At 48.8% G+C, this 21,623-nt stretch carries 17 protein-coding genes; 14 read left to right on the top strand and 3 right to left on the bottom strand.

What is annotated here, in order from left to right:
- The first annotated feature begins 40 nt into the window (after positions 1–40).
- Complete coding sequence (locus tag AC1WIP_RS00005; protein WP_481139877.1) at positions 41–778, top strand: DegV family protein; 738 nt, start codon at positions 41–43, stop codon at positions 776–778.
- Here the strand turns inward: AC1WIP_RS00005 and AC1WIP_RS00010 are convergent.
- Entirely contained in the window at positions 775–1,584 is an 810-nt protein-coding gene (locus AC1WIP_RS00010; protein WP_481139878.1) for an HAD-IIA family hydrolase, read from the bottom strand. The two genes, AC1WIP_RS00005 and AC1WIP_RS00010, sit on opposite strands and share 4 nt — an antisense overlap.
- A gap of 120 nt (positions 1,585–1,704) precedes the next feature.
- On the opposite strand from AC1WIP_RS00010, the gene AC1WIP_RS00015 reads away from it, so the two are divergent.
- From AC1WIP_RS00015 to addA, 4 genes are all read left to right on the top strand, one after another.
- Entirely contained in the window at positions 1,705–2,457 is a 753-nt protein-coding gene (locus AC1WIP_RS00015; protein ID WP_481139879.1) for an exodeoxyribonuclease III, read from the top strand.
- Between the two features lie 74 nt (positions 2,458–2,531).
- Positions 2,532–3,152 (top strand): DNA-3-methyladenine glycosylase, encoded by a 621-nt coding sequence (locus AC1WIP_RS00020; protein WP_481139880.1) that lies wholly within the window; start codon positions 2,532–2,534, stop codon positions 3,150–3,152.
- Positions 3,149–6,682, top strand: a complete 3,534-nt coding sequence (locus AC1WIP_RS00025) for a PD-(D/E)XK nuclease family protein (RefSeq protein ID WP_481139881.1) — start codon at positions 3,149–3,151, stop codon at positions 6,680–6,682. The genes AC1WIP_RS00020 and AC1WIP_RS00025 overlap by 4 nt, the downstream gene beginning before the upstream one ends.
- Positions 6,636–10,286 carry a helicase-exonuclease AddAB subunit AddA gene (gene addA, locus AC1WIP_RS00030; protein ID WP_481139882.1) on the top strand — a complete coding sequence of 1,217 codons (3,651 nt, stop codon included), beginning with the start codon at positions 6,636–6,638 and terminating at the stop codon, positions 10,284–10,286. The genes AC1WIP_RS00025 and addA overlap by 47 nt, the downstream gene beginning before the upstream one ends.
- Before the next feature lie 224 nt (positions 10,287–10,510).
- Here addA and AC1WIP_RS00035 read toward each other — a convergent pair whose 3' ends face one another.
- The gene (locus AC1WIP_RS00035; RefSeq protein WP_481139883.1) at positions 10,511–11,089 is read right to left on the bottom strand and encodes a tyrosine-type recombinase/integrase; all 579 of its coding nucleotides are present in this window, start codon (positions 11,087–11,089) and stop codon (positions 10,511–10,513) included.
- A gap of 104 nt (positions 11,090–11,193) precedes the next feature.
- On the opposite strand from AC1WIP_RS00035, the gene AC1WIP_RS00040 reads away from it, so the two are divergent.
- The 7 genes from AC1WIP_RS00040 to AC1WIP_RS00070 all read left to right on the top strand — a co-directional run bounded on the left by AC1WIP_RS00040 (position 11,194) and on the right by AC1WIP_RS00070 (position 17,968).
- Positions 11,194–11,382 carry a carbon storage regulator gene (locus AC1WIP_RS00040; protein WP_481139884.1) on the top strand — a complete coding sequence of 63 codons (189 nt, stop codon included), beginning with the start codon at positions 11,194–11,196 and terminating at the stop codon, positions 11,380–11,382.
- 159 nt (positions 11,383–11,541) lie between these two features.
- Positions 11,542–12,825 (top strand): flagellin N-terminal helical domain-containing protein, encoded by a 1,284-nt coding sequence (locus AC1WIP_RS00045; protein ID WP_481139885.1) that lies wholly within the window; start codon positions 11,542–11,544, stop codon positions 12,823–12,825.
- Between the two features lie 87 nt (positions 12,826–12,912).
- Positions 12,913–15,087, top strand: a complete 2,175-nt coding sequence (locus AC1WIP_RS00050) for a glycosyltransferase family protein (protein WP_481139886.1) — start codon at positions 12,913–12,915, stop codon at positions 15,085–15,087.
- The gene (locus AC1WIP_RS00055; protein WP_481139887.1) at positions 15,084–16,268 is read left to right on the top strand and encodes a glycosyltransferase family protein; all 1,185 of its coding nucleotides are present in this window, start codon (positions 15,084–15,086) and stop codon (positions 16,266–16,268) included. The genes AC1WIP_RS00050 and AC1WIP_RS00055 overlap by 4 nt, the downstream gene beginning before the upstream one ends.
- A gap of 11 nt (positions 16,269–16,279) precedes the next feature.
- Positions 16,280–17,323, top strand: coding sequence for a CatB-related O-acetyltransferase (locus AC1WIP_RS00060; protein ID WP_481139888.1), 1,044 nt, complete (start codon positions 16,280–16,282; stop codon positions 17,321–17,323).
- 86 nt (positions 17,324–17,409) lie between these two features.
- Positions 17,410–17,673, top strand: coding sequence for a type II toxin-antitoxin system Phd/YefM family antitoxin (locus AC1WIP_RS00065; protein WP_318704382.1), 264 nt, complete (start codon positions 17,410–17,412; stop codon positions 17,671–17,673).
- Positions 17,666–17,968: a type II toxin-antitoxin system RelE/ParE family toxin gene (locus AC1WIP_RS00070; RefSeq protein ID WP_481139889.1), complete on the top strand. Its 303-nt coding sequence runs from the start codon at positions 17,666–17,668 to the stop codon at positions 17,966–17,968. Before AC1WIP_RS00065 ends, AC1WIP_RS00070 begins: the two co-directional genes overlap by 8 nt.
- Positions 17,969–17,988: 20 nt before the next feature.
- Here the strand turns inward: AC1WIP_RS00070 and AC1WIP_RS00075 are convergent, their stop codons facing one another.
- Positions 17,989–18,756: a GNAT family N-acetyltransferase gene (locus AC1WIP_RS00075; RefSeq protein WP_481139890.1), complete on the bottom strand. Its 768-nt coding sequence runs from the start codon at positions 18,754–18,756 to the stop codon at positions 17,989–17,991.
- 200 nt (positions 18,757–18,956) lie between these two features.
- Between AC1WIP_RS00075 and AC1WIP_RS00080 the strand changes: the two genes are divergently transcribed.
- Positions 18,957–19,883, top strand: coding sequence for a hypothetical protein (locus AC1WIP_RS00080; protein ID WP_481139891.1), 927 nt, complete (start codon positions 18,957–18,959; stop codon positions 19,881–19,883).
- 179 nt (positions 19,884–20,062) lie between these two features.
- Positions 20,063–21,622, top strand: coding sequence for an ABC transporter substrate-binding protein (locus AC1WIP_RS00085; RefSeq protein WP_481139892.1), 1,560 nt, complete (start codon positions 20,063–20,065; stop codon positions 21,620–21,622).
- Position 21,623: the final 1 nt, after the last annotated feature.

Consider the following 21,623-nt stretch of genomic DNA (forward strand, 5'->3'; position numbering starts at 1 on the left):
GGAAATATTGGAGATCGGGGTTAGAGAATTTTTTTAGCAAATGGGGGACAATCCCAAGTTATACCCAAAATCCTCCATGCCCTCTGTGCAGGACTATGTGGAGGTGTTTGAGCCTTTTGTCCGGGAGGGAAAGCCTGTGATCTGCATCTGCATCACCACCAAATTCAGCGGCTCCATGCAGTCTGCGTTAAATGCAAGGCAGATGCTCTTAGAGGAGTATCCGGAGGCAGAGATCACCGTCATGGACGCTACGGTAAATACGGTTTTGCAGGGACTTTTGGTGCTGGAGGCCGTGCGCCTTAGAGATGCGGGCATAAGCTATAAGGATACCGTAGAGCGTCTGGAGGAAATCAAAGGCACCGGCAGAATTTTCTTTACTATCGGCGGTATGGAATATCTGCAGCAGGGAGGCAGAATCGGGAAGGTGGCCGGGGTGGCGGGAAGTGTGCTGGGAATTAAGCCGGTGATCACCTTAAAGCAGGGAGAAATTTTTCCGTCCGCCATCGGAAGAAGCCGCCGCAAGACCATGGATAAAACCATAGAGCTTTTGCTTGCTTATCTGGATGAGCTGAAGGCGGACATCAGAGATTATACCATAGCGGTGGGCTATGGATATGACGAAAAGGAGGCGCAGGAGTACAGAGACAGACTGCTTGGCACTTTGCAAAAGAAGGGCTATGCGATTTCTCAAATCCCTATTTATCAGATCGGAGCCACCATAGGAGTGCACACGGGGCCGCATCCCATCGGTATCGGTATACTCCGCAAGGCATTTTAATCTGCGCAGGCATGAAAAAGCTCTTTGATATGGGCAAAGGTGAAGCTTGGAGGAAAGGGCGTATTTTTTAAATCCTCCGGCTTTGCCTCCCCTGTGAATACTACGCAGGTATCTACACCGCCATTGATGCCGCAGGCAATGTCTGTGTAAAGCCTGTCCCCCACAACCAGGGTTTCTTCGGGAGAAAAGCCGGAATGAGAGAGACACAGATCCACCACAGCCCGGCTTGGCTTTCCAAGATAGATGGGCTTTTTGTCTGTAGTCTGGGAAATCATCTGGCAGATTGCGCCGCAGTCCGGTATGAAACCAAAGTCAATGGGACATCGCAGGTCTGGATTGGTTGCATAAAAAGGCACGTCTGAGGTGCAAAGAACCTTGCAGATCTGGGTCAGCTTGGCGTAGGTCAGCTCGCTGTCATAGGCAGCCACCACACAGGCAATGCCCTCCTCACAGCATTCGGTGACATGGAGGGCATTTTTTCTAAGCTCCTCCACAAAGGAAGCGGTTCCCAGCACAAAGATTTTGTCCTGAGAGAAATGCTCCTTTAAAAATCGCAAGGTCATGTACCCGGAGGTGACAAACTGTTCCTTCGCGGTGTGAAGTCCAAAAGCAGTGCGGAATTTTTCCACGTAATCGGCGCCGCTTTTGGTGGAGTTGTTGGTAATGAAATAAGCCTTGCCGCCTATGGAGTCAATGTAGGACAGCAGCCCGGCGCTTCCCTCATATAAGGTATCCCCTACTGCCAGGGTGCCGTCTATATCAAATAAAAACAATTTCTTTTTTTTCAATTTTTCCTGTAATGTCATAAGATATCTCCTTACTGCAACGAGTATAGCAAATGTCTCTCCATAAGGCAAGCGGGGGAATGACAAACCCCGGCGCCTTGTGTTAAAATAGGGACAGCTTAAGAAAGGAACAAGTGTAAAATGAAATTAATATCCTGGAATGTAAATGGTCTGCGGGCCTGCCTGCAGAAGGGTTTTCTTGATTTTTTCCACCAGGCGGACGCCGACGTGTTCTGCCTGCAGGAGACGAAGCTGCAGGAGGGTCAGCACGATCTTGATCTGCCCGGCTATGAGCAATACTGGAATTATGCGGAGAAAAAGGGATACTCCGGAACCGCTCTTTTTACCAAGGAAAAACCCCTGTCCGTCACCTATGGCATGGGTGTGGAGGAGCATGATCATGAGGGACGCATCATTACGGCGCAGTATCCTGACTTTTATGTGGTCACGGTATATACCCCTAATTCCCAGAGGGAGCTGACCAGGCTGGAATACCGGTGTCGGTGGGAAGCTGACTTTTTGGCCTATCTGAAAAGGCTGGAGGAGAAAAAGCCCGTGATTTTCTGTGGTGATTTGAATGTGGCCCATCAGGAGATCGATCTGAAAAATCCCAAAACCAATCACAATAATGCCGGATTTACAGATCAGGAGAGGGAATGCTTCAGCAGACTTTTGGAAAACAGCTTTATAGATACCTTCCGCTATTTTTATCCGGACAAGGAAGGAATTTATTCCTGGTGGTCTTATATGTTCCAGGCCAGGGCAAAGAACGCCGGGTGGCGCATCGACTACTTTGTGGTCTCTAAAGCGCTTGAGGAGCGGCTTCTGGATGCCAAAATCCACACCCAGGTGCTGGGTTCGGATCACTGCCCGGTAGAGATTACCCTGAAATAAAGCGCCGGTTCTTGAAAGAGTTGGCGCTTCCCACAGGGGGCTATGGACGGAAAGGTACGGGGAGAGAAAGCGAAATGGAGAAAAAGAAACGTCTGACCAGAGCATTTTTTGCCAGAGACGGGATTACGGTGGCAAGGGAGCTTTTGGGGAAAATACTGGTACACGAAACGCCCCTTGGGACGGTGCGGGGAATCATTACGGAAACGGAAGCCTATATGGGGGAGGAGGACAAGGGCTCCCACACCTACGGAGGCAGGCGCACTGACCGCACGGAGCCTATGTATCATAAGGGAGGCACCTCCTATGTGTATCTGATCTATGGTATGTACAGCTGTATGAATATAGCGGCTATGAGAGAGGATATCCCCCAGGCGGTGCTGCTTCGCAGTGTGATTCCTGCAGATGCCCAGTCAGAGCGGATCATGCTGGATTTAAGACTTGCGCCCTTAAACCAAAAGAGAAAGCGGGCGGGAAAGGAGTCCAACATTAAAAAGCACCTTGCGGACGGGCCGGGAAAGCTGTGCATAGCCATGGGAATCTCCCGGGCGGACAATGATGTGGATATGACAAAAAGCAAGGAATTTTATGTGACAGAGGGGCAGGAAATCCGGACGGAAGAAATCAAAGCGGGAAAGAGAATCGGGATCGACTACGCCAAAGAGGCGGCAGATTACCTTTGGAGATTTTACTTATGAGCCTACGTTTTTATTTTGGGCCTTCGGGCAGCGGAAAAAGCAGACAGCTGTATCAGGAGATGGTGGAGCGGGCCGGAAAAGAGCCGGACCGGAATTTTTTTATCATTGTGCCGGATCAGTTTACTATGGAGACACAAAAGGATTTGGTGGCCTTAAGTCCCAGAGGGGGTATCTTAAATATTGATGTGCTCAGCTTCGGACGCCTTGGCTATCGCATTCTGGAGGAGGTGGGCAGGAAGGAAACCCCCATTTTGGATGATACGGGAAAGAGCCTGGTTTTGCAGAAGGTGGCCGCCGGGCTTTTAGAGGAGCTTCCTGTTTTGGGAAGCCTTTTGCATAAGCAGGGATATATCCATGAGGTGAAAAGCGCTGTTTCAGAGTTTATGCAGTACGGGATCAGCACTCAGGATGTGTTTGCTCTTTCGGAGTATGCCAAAAAGAGAGGAGCCCTTTCCTTGAAGCTGCGGGATCTGGGCGTATTGTATCAGGGATTTTCAGACTACATCTGGGACCGCTTTATCACTACGGAGGAAACCCTGGACGTGCTGCGAAGATCCTTAAAAAAGTCAAAGCTTCTGCCGGACAGTGTGGTGGTATTCGACGGCTTTACAGGCTTTACGCCCATACAGGAGCGGGTGATACAGGAAATGCTGGGTATCTGCAGGGAGATTACCGTCACAGTGACCATGGGCGCGGGAGAAAACCCCTATGAGCAGGACGGAGAGCAGAAGCTTTTCCACCTGAGCAAAAAAACTGTCGCCAGACTGGAGCGGCTGGCAAAAGAGGCTTTGGGCGGCACAGGCGTAGAGCGGCAAAAGGATGTGTTTCTCCTGCCCGGAGAGAAGGCGCAGCCGGGGGAAAAAGTCCTTTACGGCGAGGCGGACGGGCGCTGCCAGGTGATGAGAAATCCCCATCACCGCTTCTGTAAAGCGCCTGCCCTGGCGGCCCTGGAAAAAAATCTTTTCCGCTACCGGGTGGAGCCCTATGAGGAGGAGACTCAGGAAATCCGGCTGTTTGAGTCGCTGACCCCCAGGGATGAGGTGCGTCAGGCTGGACTGGAGATCAAACGTCTGATTCGTGAAACGGGCATGGCGTACCGGGATGTGGCTGTGATCACGGGGGATCTGGAAGCCTATGCTCCCTACATGGAGACAGAGTTTGAACAAATGGAAATTCCCTGTTTTATAGACAGAACCAGGGGGATTGTGTTAAATCCCATGATCGAATATATCAAAAGCGCCCTTTTATTGTACCTCAGGGATTTTTCCTATGAGGCGGTATTCCATTATCTGCGCAGCGGTCTTTCTGATATTCCCAGGCAGGACATCGATGAACTGGAAAATTACTGTATCCGCACGGGGCTTCGGGGCAGGATGGCCTATGAGAGAAGGTTTACCCGAAAGACGGAAGAGATGGAGGGGGAGGAGGCTCTTTTGCGGCTCAATGCCATACGGGAACAGCTTATGGGCCAGATCGGGCTTTTAAGTCTGGAAAAAAGGGGGCTTGTAAAGACCTATGTAAATCATTTGTATGATTTTTTGGTAGAAAACAAGGTGCAGGAAAAGCTGGCTGTCTATGAGGCCTTCTTTCAAAGGGAGGGACAGCTTTCCAAGGCGCGGGAGTATGCCCAGATATACCGCCTGGTCATGGAGCTTCTGGATCAGATATACGGACTTTTGGGGGAGGAGGAAATCTCCCTGCAGGAATTTTATGATATTTTAGAGGCTGGATTTTTGGAGATTCAGGTGGGAACCATTCCCCAGAATGTGGACCGGGTGGTAGCAGGAGACATGGAGCGCACCCGCTTAAAACAGGTAAAGGCACTGTTTTTTTTGGGAGTGAATGATGGAAACATACCAAAGAGCGCCTCAAAGGGAGGCATTATTTCGGACATGGACCGGGAATTTTTACAGGAATCCAATCTGGAGCTGGCTCCTACGCCCAGGCAGCAGATGTATATCCAGAGACTGTATCTGTATCTGAATCTGACAAAGCCCTCCCACAGGCTGTATCTGTCCTATGCAAAGGTAAACAGCCAGGGAAAGTCTCTGCGGCCCGCCTATCTGATCGATGTGGTAAAGCGGCTTTTCCCCAGGCTCTCCACAGAATATCCCCAAAACCGCAGCGTATTGGAGCAGATCGTCACCAGGAAAGAGGGTATGGGCTATCTGGCCCAGGGGCTCAGGGAATACGTTCAGGGAAGCCTTTCTGAAAAACAGCAGACGGAATTTTTTACCATTTATCAGGCGTACGGGGAGGAAGAGGTGCGGGGAGAAAGAGACCTTCTGACTAAAGCTGCCTTCAAGCGGTATCAGGAGACAGGACTGTCCGCAGCAGTGGCAAGAGCCCTTTATGGAAAGAATCTGGAAAACAGCGTGACCCGGCTGGAAACCTATGCCGCCTGTGCCTGCAGACATTTTCTGCAGTATGGTCTTTCTTTAAAAGAGCGGGAGGAATTTTCCTTTGAAAATACAGATATGGGAACGGTGTACCACGGCGTATTGGAGTCCTTTGCCCACAGACTGCAGGAAAGTCCCTACACCTGGTTTGACTTCCCGGAGGAATTTGGAAGGGAAGCGGTGCACGGAGCATTGGAGTCCCTTGCGGCGGTGTACGGGGATACGGTTCTTTACAGCAGCGCAAGAAACGAGTACGCCATCACCCGCATGGAGCGGATTCTTACCAGAACGGTGCTTACCCTGCAGAGCCAGCTGAAAAAGGGAAGCTTTCTGCCGGATGAATACGAGGTATCCTTCCACTTTGCGGACAAGCTGGAGAGCGTCAACGTGGCTCTTTCCCAGGAGGAAAAAATGCGGCTTCAGGGAAGGATAGACCGCATTGATGTGGCACAGGAGGACGATAAGGTCTATGTGAAGGTAATCGATTACAAATCGGGCAGCAGACAGTTTGATCTGGCGGCGCTGTACTATGGACTGCAGCTGCAGCTGGTGGTTTATATGAACGCGGCGATGGAGCTTGAAGCCAAAAAGCATCCGGACAAGGAGATTGTGCCCGCAGCGCTTTTGTACTACCACATCGAGGACCCCACCGTGGAGACGGCCACAGAGCTGACCCAGGAGGAAATTAATCAACAGCTTTTGGAAAAGCTTCGCATGAACGGCGTGGTGAACAGCCAGCCGGACATTGTAGAACGGCTTGACAGATATATGCAGGATCGTTCCGATGTGATCCCTGTGGAGAAAAAGAAGGACGGAAGCTTTTCCTCACGCTCCAGCGTTATGAGCACGAAAGAGCTTAAGGTGCTGTCTGATTATGTGAACCACAAGATAAAGATGATCGGACAAGAGATTCTGGATGGAAGCATAGGCTTAAGCCCTTATGAGCTGGGAACAAGGCAGGCATGCAGCTACTGTCCCTATAAAAGGGTATGTGGATTTGACCCGGCAATACCGGGCTGTAACAGAAGAGCTTTGGAAAACCTGGATCAGGAGCAGGCCCTTTTGCGGATGGAGGAGGAAGCTTATGGCAATCACATTTACGCCACAACAACAAAGAGTGATCGATCTTAAGGGGCGGAATATTTTAGTGTCCGCAGCTGCAGGCAGCGGAAAAACAGCCGTTTTGGTGGAGCGTATCGTAGAGATGGTGTGCGATGAAAAGCATCCTGTGGATATTGACAGGCTTTTGATTGTAACCTTTACCAATGCGGCGGCGGCGGAAATGCGGGAGCGCATCAGCGCCGGTATCGGAGCCAGACTTCTTGCCAATCCGGAATCCGAACACATTCAGAAGCAGTCTGCACTGCTTCACAATGCTTTGATTACTACCATTGACAGCTTCAGTCTGTTTCTCCTTCGAAACCATTTTAACGAGATCGGACTGGACCCGGCCTTCCGGGTGGCTGATGAGGGAGAAATTAGACTGCTGCAGCAGGATGTGATGAAGGAGCTGATGGAGGATTCCTATGCGGGCGGGGACGCGGCCTTTCGAAGCTGTGTGGAATATTTCTGCCCGGGAGGACGGGAGAGTGTGCTGGAACAGCATATTTTAAATCTTTCCCGATGCGCCGCAAGCTATCCCTGGCCGGAGGAATGGCTTAAAAAGCGCAAGGAGGATTATGGAGCCGTAAGTGAAGAGGAGTTGGAGAACAGTGATTATGGGCGTTATCTTTTAAAGCATCTGGGTAAGCTTGTGTCAGGCTGCATGGAAAAGCTGCAGAGGGTGCAGGCGCTCTGCCAGGAGCCGGACGGCCCCTATATGTATGGAGAGCTGACGGATGGAGAGCTGGAGGCGGCACAAAAGCTCAGGGACTGCAAAACCCTGGCAGATTATGCTGCGAAGCTTTCTACGGTGGCCTTTGGCAGGCTTCCCTCCAAAAAGGATGATACGGTGTCCCCGGCAAAAAGAGAGCTGGCAAAAAAGCTGCGCAGCCAGGTAAAGGAGACCCTCCAGACCACTGCCCAGCGTTTTTTTGCCACGCCCCTTTTACTTGCAGCGGCCCAGGGAGCGGCCTGCAGGGAGCCGGTGGAAACCCTGGTGGAGCTGACCCTTTCCTTTGACCGGAGGATGCGGCAGAAGAAACAGGAAAAAAAGCTGGTGGATTTTTCTGATATTGAGCATTTTGCCCTGGACATTTTGATTAAAAGGGAAGGAGAGCTTTTAAAGCCCAGCGCTGTGGCGCTTGAATACAGACAGCATTTCCATGAAATTCTCATCGATGAATACCAGGACAGCAATCTGGTGCAGGAATATCTGCTGAAGGCCGTTTCCGGGGAGGAGGACGGGTGCTTTAACCGCTTTATGGTGGGGGATGTGAAGCAGAGCATCTACAAATTCCGTCTGGCAAGGCCGGAGCTTTTTCTGGAAAAATACGACTCCTATGAGCAGGATGGAAAATGCACCAGAATTGATTTGTCCAAGAACTTTCGAAGCCGCAGTCAGGTTGTGGATACGGTAAACGGTCTGTTTTCCAGAATTATGAGCAGGGAAATAGGCGGCATTGCATATGATGAGCAAGCGGCCTTATATGCCGGGGCAGTCTATCCGGAAAATACAGGCTGCGGCAGTGAGCTGATTTTAGTGGAAAAACCCAAAAATCAAACGGGCAGGAACGCAAAGCAGGCGGAGGCCTGGGCTATTGCAGCCAAAATCAAGGAGCTTTTGGAGAATTTCCAGGTAACGGACAAGGAAACCGGCTCCTTGCGCCCGGTGCGCTTTTTTGACATTGTGATTTTGCTGCGTACCAACAGCGGCTGGGATGAGGAATTTAAAAAGGTGCTGGAGGAGGAGGGAATCCCCGCTTATGTCACCTCTAAGACAGGGTATTTTGCAGCCCCGGAGGTGCAGGAGCTTTTGCAGCTTCTCAAGGTGCTGGACAACCCCACCCAGGACATACCGCTGTTTGGCGTGATGAAATCCTTGTTTGGGGGCTTTGAAGAGGAGGAGATCGCCAAAATACGCTCGGGGAGGAAAGGCTGCTCCCTGTATGAGGCCCTTCAGAATTATGCAAAGCAGGAAGAGGGAGAGGAGCAGGAAAAGGAGGAAGACCTTAGAAGAAAATCGGCGGCTTTCCTCGGGCAGATTGAAAGCTACAGGGACTGCACGGTGTATCTGCCGGTCAGAGAGCTTTTACAGAAGCTGGTAAATGATTTTGATTATCTGAATTATGTGACGGCGCTTCCTGCGGGCAGCAAGAGAAGGGCCAATGTGGAGATGCTTCTTGCCAAGGCGTCGGATTTTGAGAAAACCAGCTATTTCGGTTTGTTTCACTTTATCCGTTATATGGAACAGATGGAAAAATATGACGTGGATTACGGTGAGGCGGATACCCTGGATGAAAATGCGGATGTGGTGCGTATTATGAGCATCCATAAGAGCAAGGGGCTGGAATTTCCCGTCACCTTTGTGGCGGGGCTCTCCAAGCGCTTTAATATGCAGGATTCCCATCAATCGGTAGTGATTGATACGGACCTTGGTCTGGCCACGGATTATGTGGACTACAACAGACGTATCCGAAACAAAACCCTGCGGCGTATGGCTCTGGCACGGAAAATGCGGGAGGACAATCTGGCGGAGGAGCTGCGGGTTTTGTATGTGGCCCTTACAAGGGCCAGGGAAAAACTGATTTTGACGGCGTCCCTGGAGCAGGCCCAGGAAAAATGGGAGCTGCTGCGGGAAAATGGGGACAGGCATCTGACGTATCTTGATTTTATAGAGGCGGGAAGCTATCTGGACTTCCTTTTGCCTGTGGCTGGTGCGCCCGACGCTTCCTTGTCCGTGACGGTGACGGATTTGGAGAAGCTTTCAGGACAGGAGGTGAAGGAGCAGCTTGCCCTTCACGGAAAAGTGGATGCTTTGCGGCATGCGCAGGAATGGACGGATGAGGCCGCCTTAAAGAAGCTGGAGGAAAGGCTTGCCTATGCGTACCCCTACGAAAGCCTGAAAAAGCTGTATACAAAGACAACGGTTTCAGAGCTTAAAATTGCCGCCATGGCTCAAAGGGATGAGGCGGCTTATCACGCCTTTGAGGAGGAGGAAATCCACCCCTATATCCCTGCATTCCGAAAGGGAGAGGAAAAGGTGGCAGGCGCCGTGCGGGGAAGCGCCTTTCACAGAGTTATGGAGCTTTTGGACTTTGAAGGGCTGCTTGGGGCGCAGTTTGCCGTATTCCCTGAAAGCTTTGAGAAGTACAGGGAGGGACTGTCCCAGGAAGCTTTAAGGAGCGCGCTGTGTGATTTTTTGATGAGGCAGGCGGAAAGCCTGCGTCTGAGCGCTCAGTACCTGGAGGCTGTCAATCAGGAAAAAATCCTCCGTTTTCTGCAAAAGGAGCTGGCCTACCGTATGTGGGCGGCCGGCAGGCGGGGAGAGCTTTACAGAGAGCAGCCCTTTGTGCTCGGCGTGGAGGCCCGCAGGCTGGGCGGGGCATTCCCGGAGGAAGAAACGGTGCTGGTACAGGGAATCATAGACGCATTTTTTGTGGAAGAGGGGCAGATTGTGCTGCTGGATTATAAGACGGATGTCATAAGGACCATGGAGGATTTGTGGAACCGTTATCAGGTACAGCTTGACTATTACCAGGAGGCAGTGGAAAAGCTGACGGGAAAAAGGGTGAAGGAAAAGATATTGTATTCCTTTTATCTGGAGAAGGAGGGAATTTTGGCGGAGAAATTCTGATGGGTGTCGGAGGTTAATCCCTGCTGAAGGTTTACAGGTATGTGTTGAAGGGAAATGTTAATACTAAAATCGGGAGCCGTAAAAGGCTCCTGCTTATAAAACAAGGATGCAACATTTTAGAAAGAAATGTTGCATCCTTGTTTCATTTAATATATCGGTCCCAGAAAAGAATAGTTTATAGCCATCAGAAAAAAATTTGAAACAAATTTTATATCAAATATTTTTCAGAGCTGGATTTTTCCGAACACCTCATCCCTGTCATCCTGCTCGATGCAAAGATAATGCCTGGTAATCTGGTAGGAGGAATGATTGTAGATGTCCATGAGAAGCGCAGGCGGCGTGCCTTGCTTCCAGGCATGGTAACCGAAGGTCTTGCGCAGCGAATGACAGCGTATCACGTCCTCCAGCCCTACCTCTTCGGCGGCCTGACGAATGATCCGGTATGCCTGATGGCGGGAGAGGGGACCAGATGAGCTTTTGCGGCCCGGAAATAGATAGCCCGTCTGCTGCTTTCCAGTCTGTATCCAGTAATTCTGTAAAACCTTTTTTACCTCGGGATTGATGAGAATCCGATTTTCTTTCCCGGTTTTTTGTTCCTTTAAAAGAATATGGGTACGAAAGCCTCCGCTGTTTTCACTGCGCACCATGTCCCAGGTCAGATGCAGGATATCGTTGATGCGCAGGGCGGTATTCAGCCCCATTACAATAAGCGTGTAATTTCTAAGGTGTGGCGACTGCAGGAGATAATAATTTTTAAATGCCTGCAGAAGGGTTTTGTCACGGATAGGTTGTGTTGTGCTCATACGATTCTTCCTTTCTGTTTCGCTGTCAATGTTGATCGAAGAAATGCAACATTTCTTTCTAAAATGTTGTATGCCGAAAGCAAACCTAAGACAAGGAGGTCTGTATGCTGAAGCTCTCTGTTCGACCAGGAGAATACTTGATAATAGGCGATAACGTAAAGGTCATTTTTACAGGCGGGACTGGGAAAAACCTCCATGTCATGGTGGATGCTCCCAAAGAGGTGCCTGTAGTGAGAAGCAAAGCGGCCCAAAAGGCCGGGGAGGCGGGGGCTTCACCTTACTATCCTGACTGAAGCATCGGTAATAACAGGCTGCTAACCTAGGGGCGCCTTTCATATTACACCATCGGCCTGTGCCGGGGAACAAAAACTGAATAAAGAAAAGAAAAACTGTCACGAACGGATTCGGGGCAGAAGGGGAAAATCCCTAAAAAGTAAACGGAGGTACATTTTATGGTAGTACAACACAATTTAACAGCAATGAATTCCAACAGAATGCTGGGACTGACAATGTCATCTCAGGCAAAATCCACCGAGAAGCTCTCTTCCGGCTATAAGATCAACCGTGCGGCAGACGACGCAGCAGGCCTTTCAATTTCCGAGAAGATGAGAAAGCAGATCAGGGGTCTGACTCAGGCTTCCTTGAATGCACAGGATGGCATTTCCGCAGTGCAGACCGCAGAGGGCGCGCTGACAGAAGTGCACGACATGCTCCAGAGAATGAACGAGCTGGCAGTGAAGGCGGCAAACGGCACCAACAGTGAGACAGACAGAAGCTACATCCAGGCGGAGATTGACCAGCTGGTGACGGAGATCGACCGTGTGGCCACCACAACCAAGTTTAACGAAACCTATCTGTTAAAGGGAACCAATGCGGATGGTACGGTTGCGAAGCTGAGCTTTGAGACAGCGGCAGGCAATATTGATGATGCTATTGGTGGTAATGCGCTTACTTTTGATGAGGATGGAATTGCGACGGTAGATCTTGTGGCGCAAAACGCAACAACGGCAGTTTTATCAACAGAAACAGCGCAATCTACTGATGGTATGGGTACTTCAACGATTACATTGAGTACGACAGAAGACGTTGCGGCAGGCCAGAGTCTTGTGGTTGACGGAGTAACGTATTATTTATATGAGGGTGCAACGGATGAAGCTATGACGGCATTAAGTTACACAGATGATGCTACCAAAAAGTACTTCACCAGCAAGGAAGATTTCACCAATGCCCTGGAGACGGCTGCCAACAGTGTGGGCGCCGGCGACATAAAGGACATTTCCATTGACGGGGATTCCGTGACGGTTACCGCTTTCGCAGACTTAAACGACAGCGTGGATGTAAGCCTCCATGTGGGTGCAGACTCCACAAAGGACAACAAAATCAATATGGATATCGAAATGATGTCCGCAAGGGGACTTGGCATCAACGGGCTGCGTGTGGACGGCGCTACAGCCGACAACGCCACCTCTGCAGTGGATACCATTGCCGATGCTATCCAGAAGGTTTCCACTCAGCGCTCAGCGCTCGGTGCAATTCAGAACAGACTGGAGCACACGGTAAACAACCTGGATAATGTTGTTGAGAACACCACCAGTGCAGAATCTGCGATCCGTGACACGGATATGGCTACGGAGATGGTGAAATACTCCAACAATAATATTCTGGCTCAGGCAGGCCAGGCGATGCTGGCGCAGGCCAATCAGGCCAACCAGGGCGTTTTGTCCTTGCTTGGCTAATAAAAGAAATTTAAAAGCGGCGTGGCGTATGCCATGCCGTTTTTTCTTAGGGCACGCCTTTGGCACACACTGGTATGGGAGATCGGTATGGTAGAAAAAGAGGAAATAAGCATTACTACAATTTTATTGGAGCAGGATACTGCCTTTGCCCTTCCAGAGGACGTTTCCTTCCTGGGAGAACCTCTTCATATTCAGACGCAGCGTTGTTTTGTTCCTTTTCCCAGCGCATATGCTTACGGGAAATTAAAAGGGATGTACCATGTCTGGAAAAAAATGCGTGAAGCTTACATCTGTCTGAATGCGGATAATGTAATTCCCCAGGCCTCCAAGGAGCAGCTTTCCGACTTAAAAAGCGGTAAGGTCAAAATGATCCTGCCCCGGGTCTATTGCAAAAACAGGCTGCAGGAAAGCTATCGCTCCCAGTTTTACGGATTTGATTTCCGTATGCTGCTTTCTGTTTTGAAAAAGGAATATCCGGATTATTACAGGCATGCCAAGGAAGCGGCTCTGGATTCTTCGGAGCTGATCTTGTTTGGCGGAATCTTTCACAAACGGGAATTTGACAGGATCTGCGCATGGATGTTCCCGGTGCTTGCAAGATGCGCCCAGTTTATACCAAGGCGCTTTTCAGCTTATCAGAATCTTTTCCTGGAGCACCTTTCGCCCTATCTGTTTACCATATATGTCTCATACTGGGAAAAGAATCGCCCTTATGCGCTGACAATGCCGAAGGTGTTAAGGGAGGAGGAAGCAAAAGGACGGATATTGGCCGGGCTGCCAAAGCAGGAATTTTTTGAGAATGCCTCGCCCCGGGAGATTTTTTCCCTGATAGAAAAGGCCATGGAGGAAGGAAAGACGGAGGAGGCTGTTCAGATAGCAGAGAGCCTTCCGGGAGAAAGAAAAGAGCTGGAAAATTTTCGCGGCGTCTTTGCGCGGTATGAGAGAGAACGACGTTATTATAAGACCACGCAGCTTGACGAGACAAAGGATTGGCGGACATTGTTTAGCCATAGGAAGCCAATTTCGCCTCCGGGGATAAAGGGAAGGGCTCCCAGGCTCCTGATCTTTCAGTGGAACTCCGTGGGGCACAAGGTAAATGTGAGAGCCTTTGAAAGCTTTGGCTTTGAGTGTCATACCATACAGGTTCCTTATGACAGAGGAAAATTTGATGAGGATTGTCTGGAGCAGCTAAACCGCCATCTGGATCTGCATCCGTTTGATCTTGTATTCAGCCTTAACTGCATCGGTATGGCTGCGGAAGCATGTTATACCCATGATATTCCTTATATCGCGTGGTGCTACGACTCCCCCAGCTTTACCGGAGCCCATTGGTATCTTTTCTATCCCACCACTCATGTTTTTTTATTTGACAGCGATGATGCAGCACATTATGCGCAGGCAGGCATCAGGCAGGCTCACTATATGCCCCTTGCTGTGAATCTGGAATACTTTGATGGGATCGCCTGTTCTGCGTCTGACAAAAGGAAATATCAGGCGGAGATATCCTTTATAGGTTCTCTCTATGAAACCGCCCTGCCGGAAGCAATGGGGTATTTGACCGACTACCAGAAGGGCTACCTGAATGCGCTGATGGATAATCAGATGGATGTTTATGGGCATAGCTTTTTTCCTGAAATCCTATCGGAAAATTTTATGAAGTGGCTTCACCATCCGGAATTTAACCGGATTTTGAATGCAGAGTTTGACAAGGAAAAGGCCAAGGAGGATGTGGCTGGGGCGGGAAGGCTGCAGCTGATCTTAAATAAGCAGACGACCAACAAGGAAAGGCTGCTGTTGTTGAACCTTTTGGCAAAGCATCACCAGGTAAAGCTTTACTCCTATAAAAACAGCGAAGCCTTAAAGGGGCTTACCTTTTGCGGTACGGCTGATTATTATACGGAAATGCCCAAAATCTTCCGGCAAAGCAAGATCAATTTAAACGCCACGCTGCGCTCAATTCAGCACGGAGTACCTCTGCGCTGCCTGGATATCATGGGATGCCATGGACTTTTGCTGACAAATTATCAAAAGGATTTTGACGACCATTTTGCGGACGGAAAAAATGTACTGTTTTACACCGATGCAGAGGAGGCGCTGGAAAAGGCCGACTTTTATCTGGCTCATGAAAGTCTTCGGGTAAAGATCGCTGAGGCTGGGTATGAGACGGTAAAAAAATATTATGATTATCCGGTAAAGATCAAGGAAATCCTGGAGCTGGCAGGACTGGAGCATCTGATACCGAAAAGCGGGGGGAAAAGATGAAGATTTTGTACATACATACAGGAGTTATCAGCGACAGGGATGTTGCTGATACTTTGCAAAAAATGGGATGGGAGCTGGAAGGATTTTCAGAGCCTTCTCCAAATGTGTATCAGGACAAGGAATACGCGGATGCTCTGCTTTGTGCCATAGAAGAGAAGGGAATCAATATTGTGTTTTCCCTTCGCTATTTTCCTGTTGTGTCTATAGTCTGCAATGCCGTCAAGGTGAAATATCTTTCCTGGGTGTGCGCCTCTTATGAGCCTGGAGTCTATTCCTGTACGCTGTTAAATGAATGCAATTATATCTTTTTGGCAGATTATGCCTTATATCAGGAATTTTCTTCTGCAGATTTTCTTCATGTCTTTTATCTGCCCATGGGGGCGAATGTTGACAGGATCAAAAAAGTTTTAGAAAAACATGGAAATTCAGGGGAATGTGGGATGGAGGAATATGAGACGGATGTGACCATGCCGCAGGACATTATTCCAAGACAAGCTATGCCGCTTCACCCCCTTTCAGCAGAGAGTCCTTTAAAGGATGCCGCCAAGGGATACCTGGAGGGCTGTATCGCCTGCCAGCATCAGCTTTCCGGGCTGCCCTCCATGGCGGAGCATCTGCCTGCCTATGTGTGGGATGAGCTGAGACTGCATTTTGCACCGGAGATCGGGGCGGACAGCATAGAGTCTGCGGCTCATTATTATGATTATCAATATTTTAATCCGCTGATCACTTATGCAGACAGGGAGATTCATCTCAATGCGCTGGCCCAAAACAAATATTTCAGGGATGTGGTCTTGTATCAGGATTACCCTTGCGGCGCAAAAAAAATCCGTGTTGAAAAAAGAGCAGATTATCGGGCGGAGCTGCCGCTCATAGTCCGCCGCAGCAGGATAAATCTTGTTGTGGCACACAGAAACTGGAAAAGTGCCATTCCGCAGATTAGCTGGGATATCATGGCCTCCGGGGGCTTCCTGATCAGTAATGCCCAGCCAGATTTTTTCAGGCTCTTTCCCGATTGTGCACCAGTATTGTACACAGAGGAGAGAGAGCTTTTAAGCAAAGCAATTTATTATCTGCATCATGACAGGGAAAGACGTGATTTGGCGCAGGAGCTGGCTTGGGAGGTAGCGCACAGGCATACGATCAGACAACGTTTGGAAATGATTTTTTCGAGCATATAAAGGAGGAAAGCATGGGGATCAATATCGGACTGACGGGCACAGATCAGTATATTTACGCGAAGCTTAGAGGAGAGGAGGAAAGAAAATTCCGGGTGCTTCATATTTCTTCCAACAGCTACATTGTAGACTTAAATATATCGTCAGGTACGCTGAATGTGGCTGATGCGGGATGCCATTGCATTCACATAGGGAAGTACAGCTCATTGGGCAAGGGACTGAATATGATCTTGGATATGAATCACGACTATCATTCCCTGTATCAGGGATTAATCCCTCAATTTGCATCCAAAGAGGGAGGGAGAGCCTGCGGTATGCAGCTTCTGAAAAGAATCGTCAGAAAGGGACAGATTCTGATTGGAAATGATGTCTGGATCGGCGATGGCGTTACGATCCTGGGCGGAGTAAGAATAGGGGACGGGGCGGTTGTGGCTGCCGGATCGGTGGTTGTAAAGGACGTGCCGCCTTATGCTGTGGTGGGCGGGAATCCGGCTGGAATTATCAGATATCGGTTTCCACAGGATGTGGTGGAGAAGCTTAGGAGGATTGCCTGGTGGAATTGGAGCGGCGGACAGATACTTTCCAGAAAAGCTGATATGCAGGGGGAGGCAGCGGACTTTGCGGATAAGTATGACTGCCCGGCAGGCAGATATCCAAGAAAAAGCGGAGCGTTTGTGAAGCGGATTGCGGAAAGGGATGTTCCTCTGATTGCTTATTTCATGGATTTTGACGATGAATATCCAGTTTATCCGGGAGTAATCGCCGCCTTTTTAAAACGTTTTCAAAATATGGATGCAGAGCTTTTGCTTTGCTATAATGTCCTTGAAGCCGGCAGCTGTCAAAGGATGAAGGAAATTGTGGGACTGATGGAAAGGCATGAGGAAATCAGGTCAATGGTCAACGTATGTGGGATAAGATGGGAGGATGAAGAAAAAATCATCAGTGAATCCGACATTCTGATTACAAACCGTGACGGCAGAACCTTAGAGAGAGCAGGATATGCAGATCGTTATGAGGTGACTGTCCTTTCCGGCGTGGATATTCCTGTTTTCCATTGACTGGAAAAACAAAATTATGCGCATATTTTTGTTGCATGGTAAGCATAATTATGCTATTCTTATGACAAAGAAGGGAGTGAAGCATCATGCCTCTTATCATGCCTATTAAAGAGCTGCGCAATACAACTGAAATTTCCAACATTGCACACAAGGCACAAGAGCCAATCTTTATTACGAAAAACGGATATAGCGACTTAGTTATAATGAGTAGTGAATTATACGATAAATTTGCAAGAATTAACCGTATTGACCAAGCCATCTACGAATCAGAGCAGGAAATGGCTGACGGGGCTGAAGCAATCGATGCAGAGATGATTTTGGCAGAATTGGAGAAAAAGCATTTTGGATAAATACAAGGTTAAAATCAGCCCCAGAGCAATACGCGAATTAGACAGCATTTACAAATATATTGCAAGTGAAAAAATGGTTCCTGAAAATGCTAAGGGACAGCTTGGCAGAATTAAAAAGGCCATTTTGAATTTAGACACCTTTCCACAGTCCCACCAAGAGCGTAACGAGGGCAGATATGCGGGCAAGGGTTACAGGCAGCTGCTGATTGATAATTATATCGCTATTTTCCGCATTGATGAATCAAGCAAAACAGTTTATGTTGTAACGATACAGTACCAAGGACGGAATTTATAAGATAAGCGCTAAATGGGAATTTACAGATTCATTTCATCAACAATAGCTGCAGGTTTTGCGGTCAGTTCTACCCAGGCCGGAACAAAGCCGCTTTTAACGGCGTTTCTAACTGACCGGATATTAGACCAGGCCGTACAATAAAATGGCACCTTGTTTCTGTTTAGTATTTCCTTTGCGAGCGTACTTGTCAGTACAGAGGCAATTCCCTGTCGTCTGTATTTCGGCAGAACATCCACACCGATCTGCCACATATCTTTGCAATCTGCGGAACAGGCGGCTAATCCAACCAGTGTGTTTCCATCATATGCACCGACTCCAAGTACATCCAAATGCTTACGCTCTTTGCAAAGAGCGTTGCTCCATTCCGGCAGATACAACTCCCCAAAATCTTCCTGTTTCAATATGCGTGTTTTATAAGCGCAAGAAAGAAATGGCATCCTGCCTGTGTCTGGCAGATAGTATTCTGCCATAAAGCATATTTTATGACCTTTCTCTAATAGGCGTTCATTCAACCAATGCATATTCGGCGTCTCAAAACAGTGATAAAATTCAAATTTCCCTATATATTCGGATACCAGATCTAAAGTCTCGTTTATTGAAGCTGCTACGATATTATTTCCATAGGAAACAAGGTTGCAGGTGATTGGTTCCTTCAGATATTTGCGGGCGTCCTTCCCCAATTTTAAAGGGGAAACAACATTTCTCTCTGCTTTAAAGTCTTCCTCGCAGCAGCCCATGTCCTCTGCGGATTGCCTCATAGCGATTTCCAGCATTTCATGATTCGTCATAAGCCTCTCTCCATATTATATCGGTTCGGTAAATTTCAAATTTTAAGAAAAGTATAGCATAAGGCTGTGGACAAATCTACCTCATCTCAGCTTGAAAAGGACCGTACAGGGTGTTTGTTTCCATGCTCTTGGAATTGTGGTAAAATAAAATGATTTATGGAGAGGGGAAAGCTATAATATGTTAAGAGAGGAAATTGACAATGAAGTCTCGGTGTTTTGGATTGATTAGTGTTTTGTGTTTGCTTTCTGTTCTGACAGGATGTATTGCGCTGCCAGGACAGGAGCCTTTTGGGGAAAAGACTTATTCCAGTGAAGATGCGCAGACCGTCTATGAGGAGGTTGCGTCCAGCATGCTCCAAAGGGACTTTTCAGATTTCGGAGGTTATGATATTTCGGTAATCGGAGCACTGGAAGATGACTTTATCTCCTATGATGTCTATAAAACAGAAGAATACACGGCAGCTTACTATGAGGGAGATTCGGAAGAATATCTCTGGCATAACGGGTTTCTCTATTGTTATGGAAATGAACGTTTGGCTTATCGGGATATGGCGTGGGAGGAACTTTTAACGGAGGAATATGCTTTAGAGAAATGGGCGTTTGCACAGCAGCTGCTGAGACGCAAGGACGGAGAACTGACTTACCAATATATTCCTATGTCCCACGACAATCCATATCTGCTTACAGTGGAATATGATGAAGCTGAAATGGATGGACGGGCGATCTGTTTTGTCGGGTTGTCTTTTTATCTAAAGCGAGACGGAAATTATGAGGGATTCGGGCTGAGCTGGCAGGAAAAACAGGGAAAAACGAACCGGGCGTTTTCTATTTCCTTTTTCCCTTATGGCGGCTCATCGTCATTATTGGCGGAGCGAAAGATATGGTCTTTTGGATATGAAATGGGACTTACGGAAGAAAATATTCCGTCCATTTCAGAGCAGGAAGAAAATCGACAGCAGTGCCGGAGGATTATTTCGGATATGGATTTTGAGACGCTTAGAGAACAGGCAGAATACAATAAAGATTTAATATTTCCCGGCAGTCTTTCTGCGGTTGTTTCCGCTGCGCACCATGTTCCGGATCAGGTGCTGGTTCGGAAACACCCGCAGAAGCCTTATTCCGGATAGGCTGGGCTTTGTGGGGCTGAGCGGCGATTACATTGCCGGAATTCAAGGGCATACGGTGGAGGATGGAAAAGGAACAAAAGTGCAAAACCAGGATATAAAATTCATAGCTTTCCTTTTGCGGGATAAATTAAAATAAAAGCACAGAGAAACCCGTACATCAAAGCTAAAGGAGGATAAGTATGAAGAAAAAGTTAATTCCACTGTTATGTGCATCTCTTCTGGCGGGAGCGCTTGCAGGATGCGGCCAGACACAGGGAAGCGCCGGACAGAGCGCTGCGTCCGGGAGCACGGAGCAGAGCGCGGCCCAGGAAAGCACCCAGGAGACAGAAACTGCTGAAAGTGCAGAGGAGCCCTATGAGGTCAGAATGCTTGTGCCGATTCCGGCACTTCCGCCCAATGAGGATGAGCTGGCCAGAGTGCTGGAAAAGGTAAATGAGATCACTCTGGAAAAGATCAATATGACGCTGGATTTGGAAATCATGCCCTTTGCCACATTTTTCGAGCAGGTTCCCCTGGAGCTTAGCTCCGGCAGCGACATTGATCTTTTGGCCACCTATTCCAGCTATGGCCCAAGCTGGATACAGGCCGGTTATCTTGTGGATATGAGTGAGCTTTTGCCGGAATACGGACAGGATATCATAAACAGCTACACCTCTCCGGAATTTGCTACGGCGGCAAGCTTGGACGGATTTGTATTCGGCGTGCCGGTACACAAGGAGATTGCTGAGCAGGGAGTAGTTTTTTTCAGGACGGATATTTTGGAAAAGTATAATATTGATGTGTCACAGATTCATTCCCTGGCGGATGTAGATGCTGTGTTTGCACAGGTGGCCGAGCAGGAGCCCGAAATGTGGATGGTTTCTCTTGGAAACACCGGTATGCCTGATATGGAAATGCTGGATTATATCTGCGGACTGCAGGATTTCGTAATCCCTGATCCCACAGAGAGCACGGAGGTTACCACTCTCTTCCAGACGGATTCCTTTAAGACCTGGTGCGATTACACCCATAAGTGGTATGAAAACGGATGGATTAATCAGGGAGCCGCTTCCGATACAGAGTCCTACTACACCTATATTGCGTCGGGACAGGCCTTTGCATTTTTCAGTGACTCAGGACATCCCCTGTCGGAAGCCGATCAGGAGAAAAACTGCGGCGGTGTGGACCTGACTATGGTGCCCATCGGGGAGCCTCTGGCGTCTACCTCGTCCGCTACAATCTTTATGTATACCATCACCTCAGGTTCAGAGCAGCCGGAGAAGGCTATGCAGATGCTGAATCTTCTGATGAGCGACTCGGAGCTTATGAATCTGCTTAACTGGGGCGTGGAAGGCGAGGATTACATTGTGAATGAAGACGGACTGCTGGATTACCCGGAGGGCAAGGGCGAAGGTGATGTGGGGTATCATCTGGGCGCAGGCTGGGTGCTGCCCAATCAGTTTATCTGTACTCCCTGGGTGACGGATGGAGCGGACATTTATGAGAAAATGATTGCCTACAATGAATCCGCCAATATTTCCAAAGCCTTTGGATTTGTGTTTGATGTCTCCAATGTAATGGACGAAGCAATCGCTACCAACACGGTCAGGACAAAATACATGGGAGCTTTGGTGACAGGCTCCGTGGATCCTGAGGAATATATCCCTATGCTGAATGAAGAGATGGAGGAGGCTGGCGCCGACAGGATAAGGGAGGAGGTTCAAAGACAGCTGGATGAATATCTGGCCGCCAAGGAATAAA

This window comes from Acetatifactor sp. (assembly GCF_982438285.1).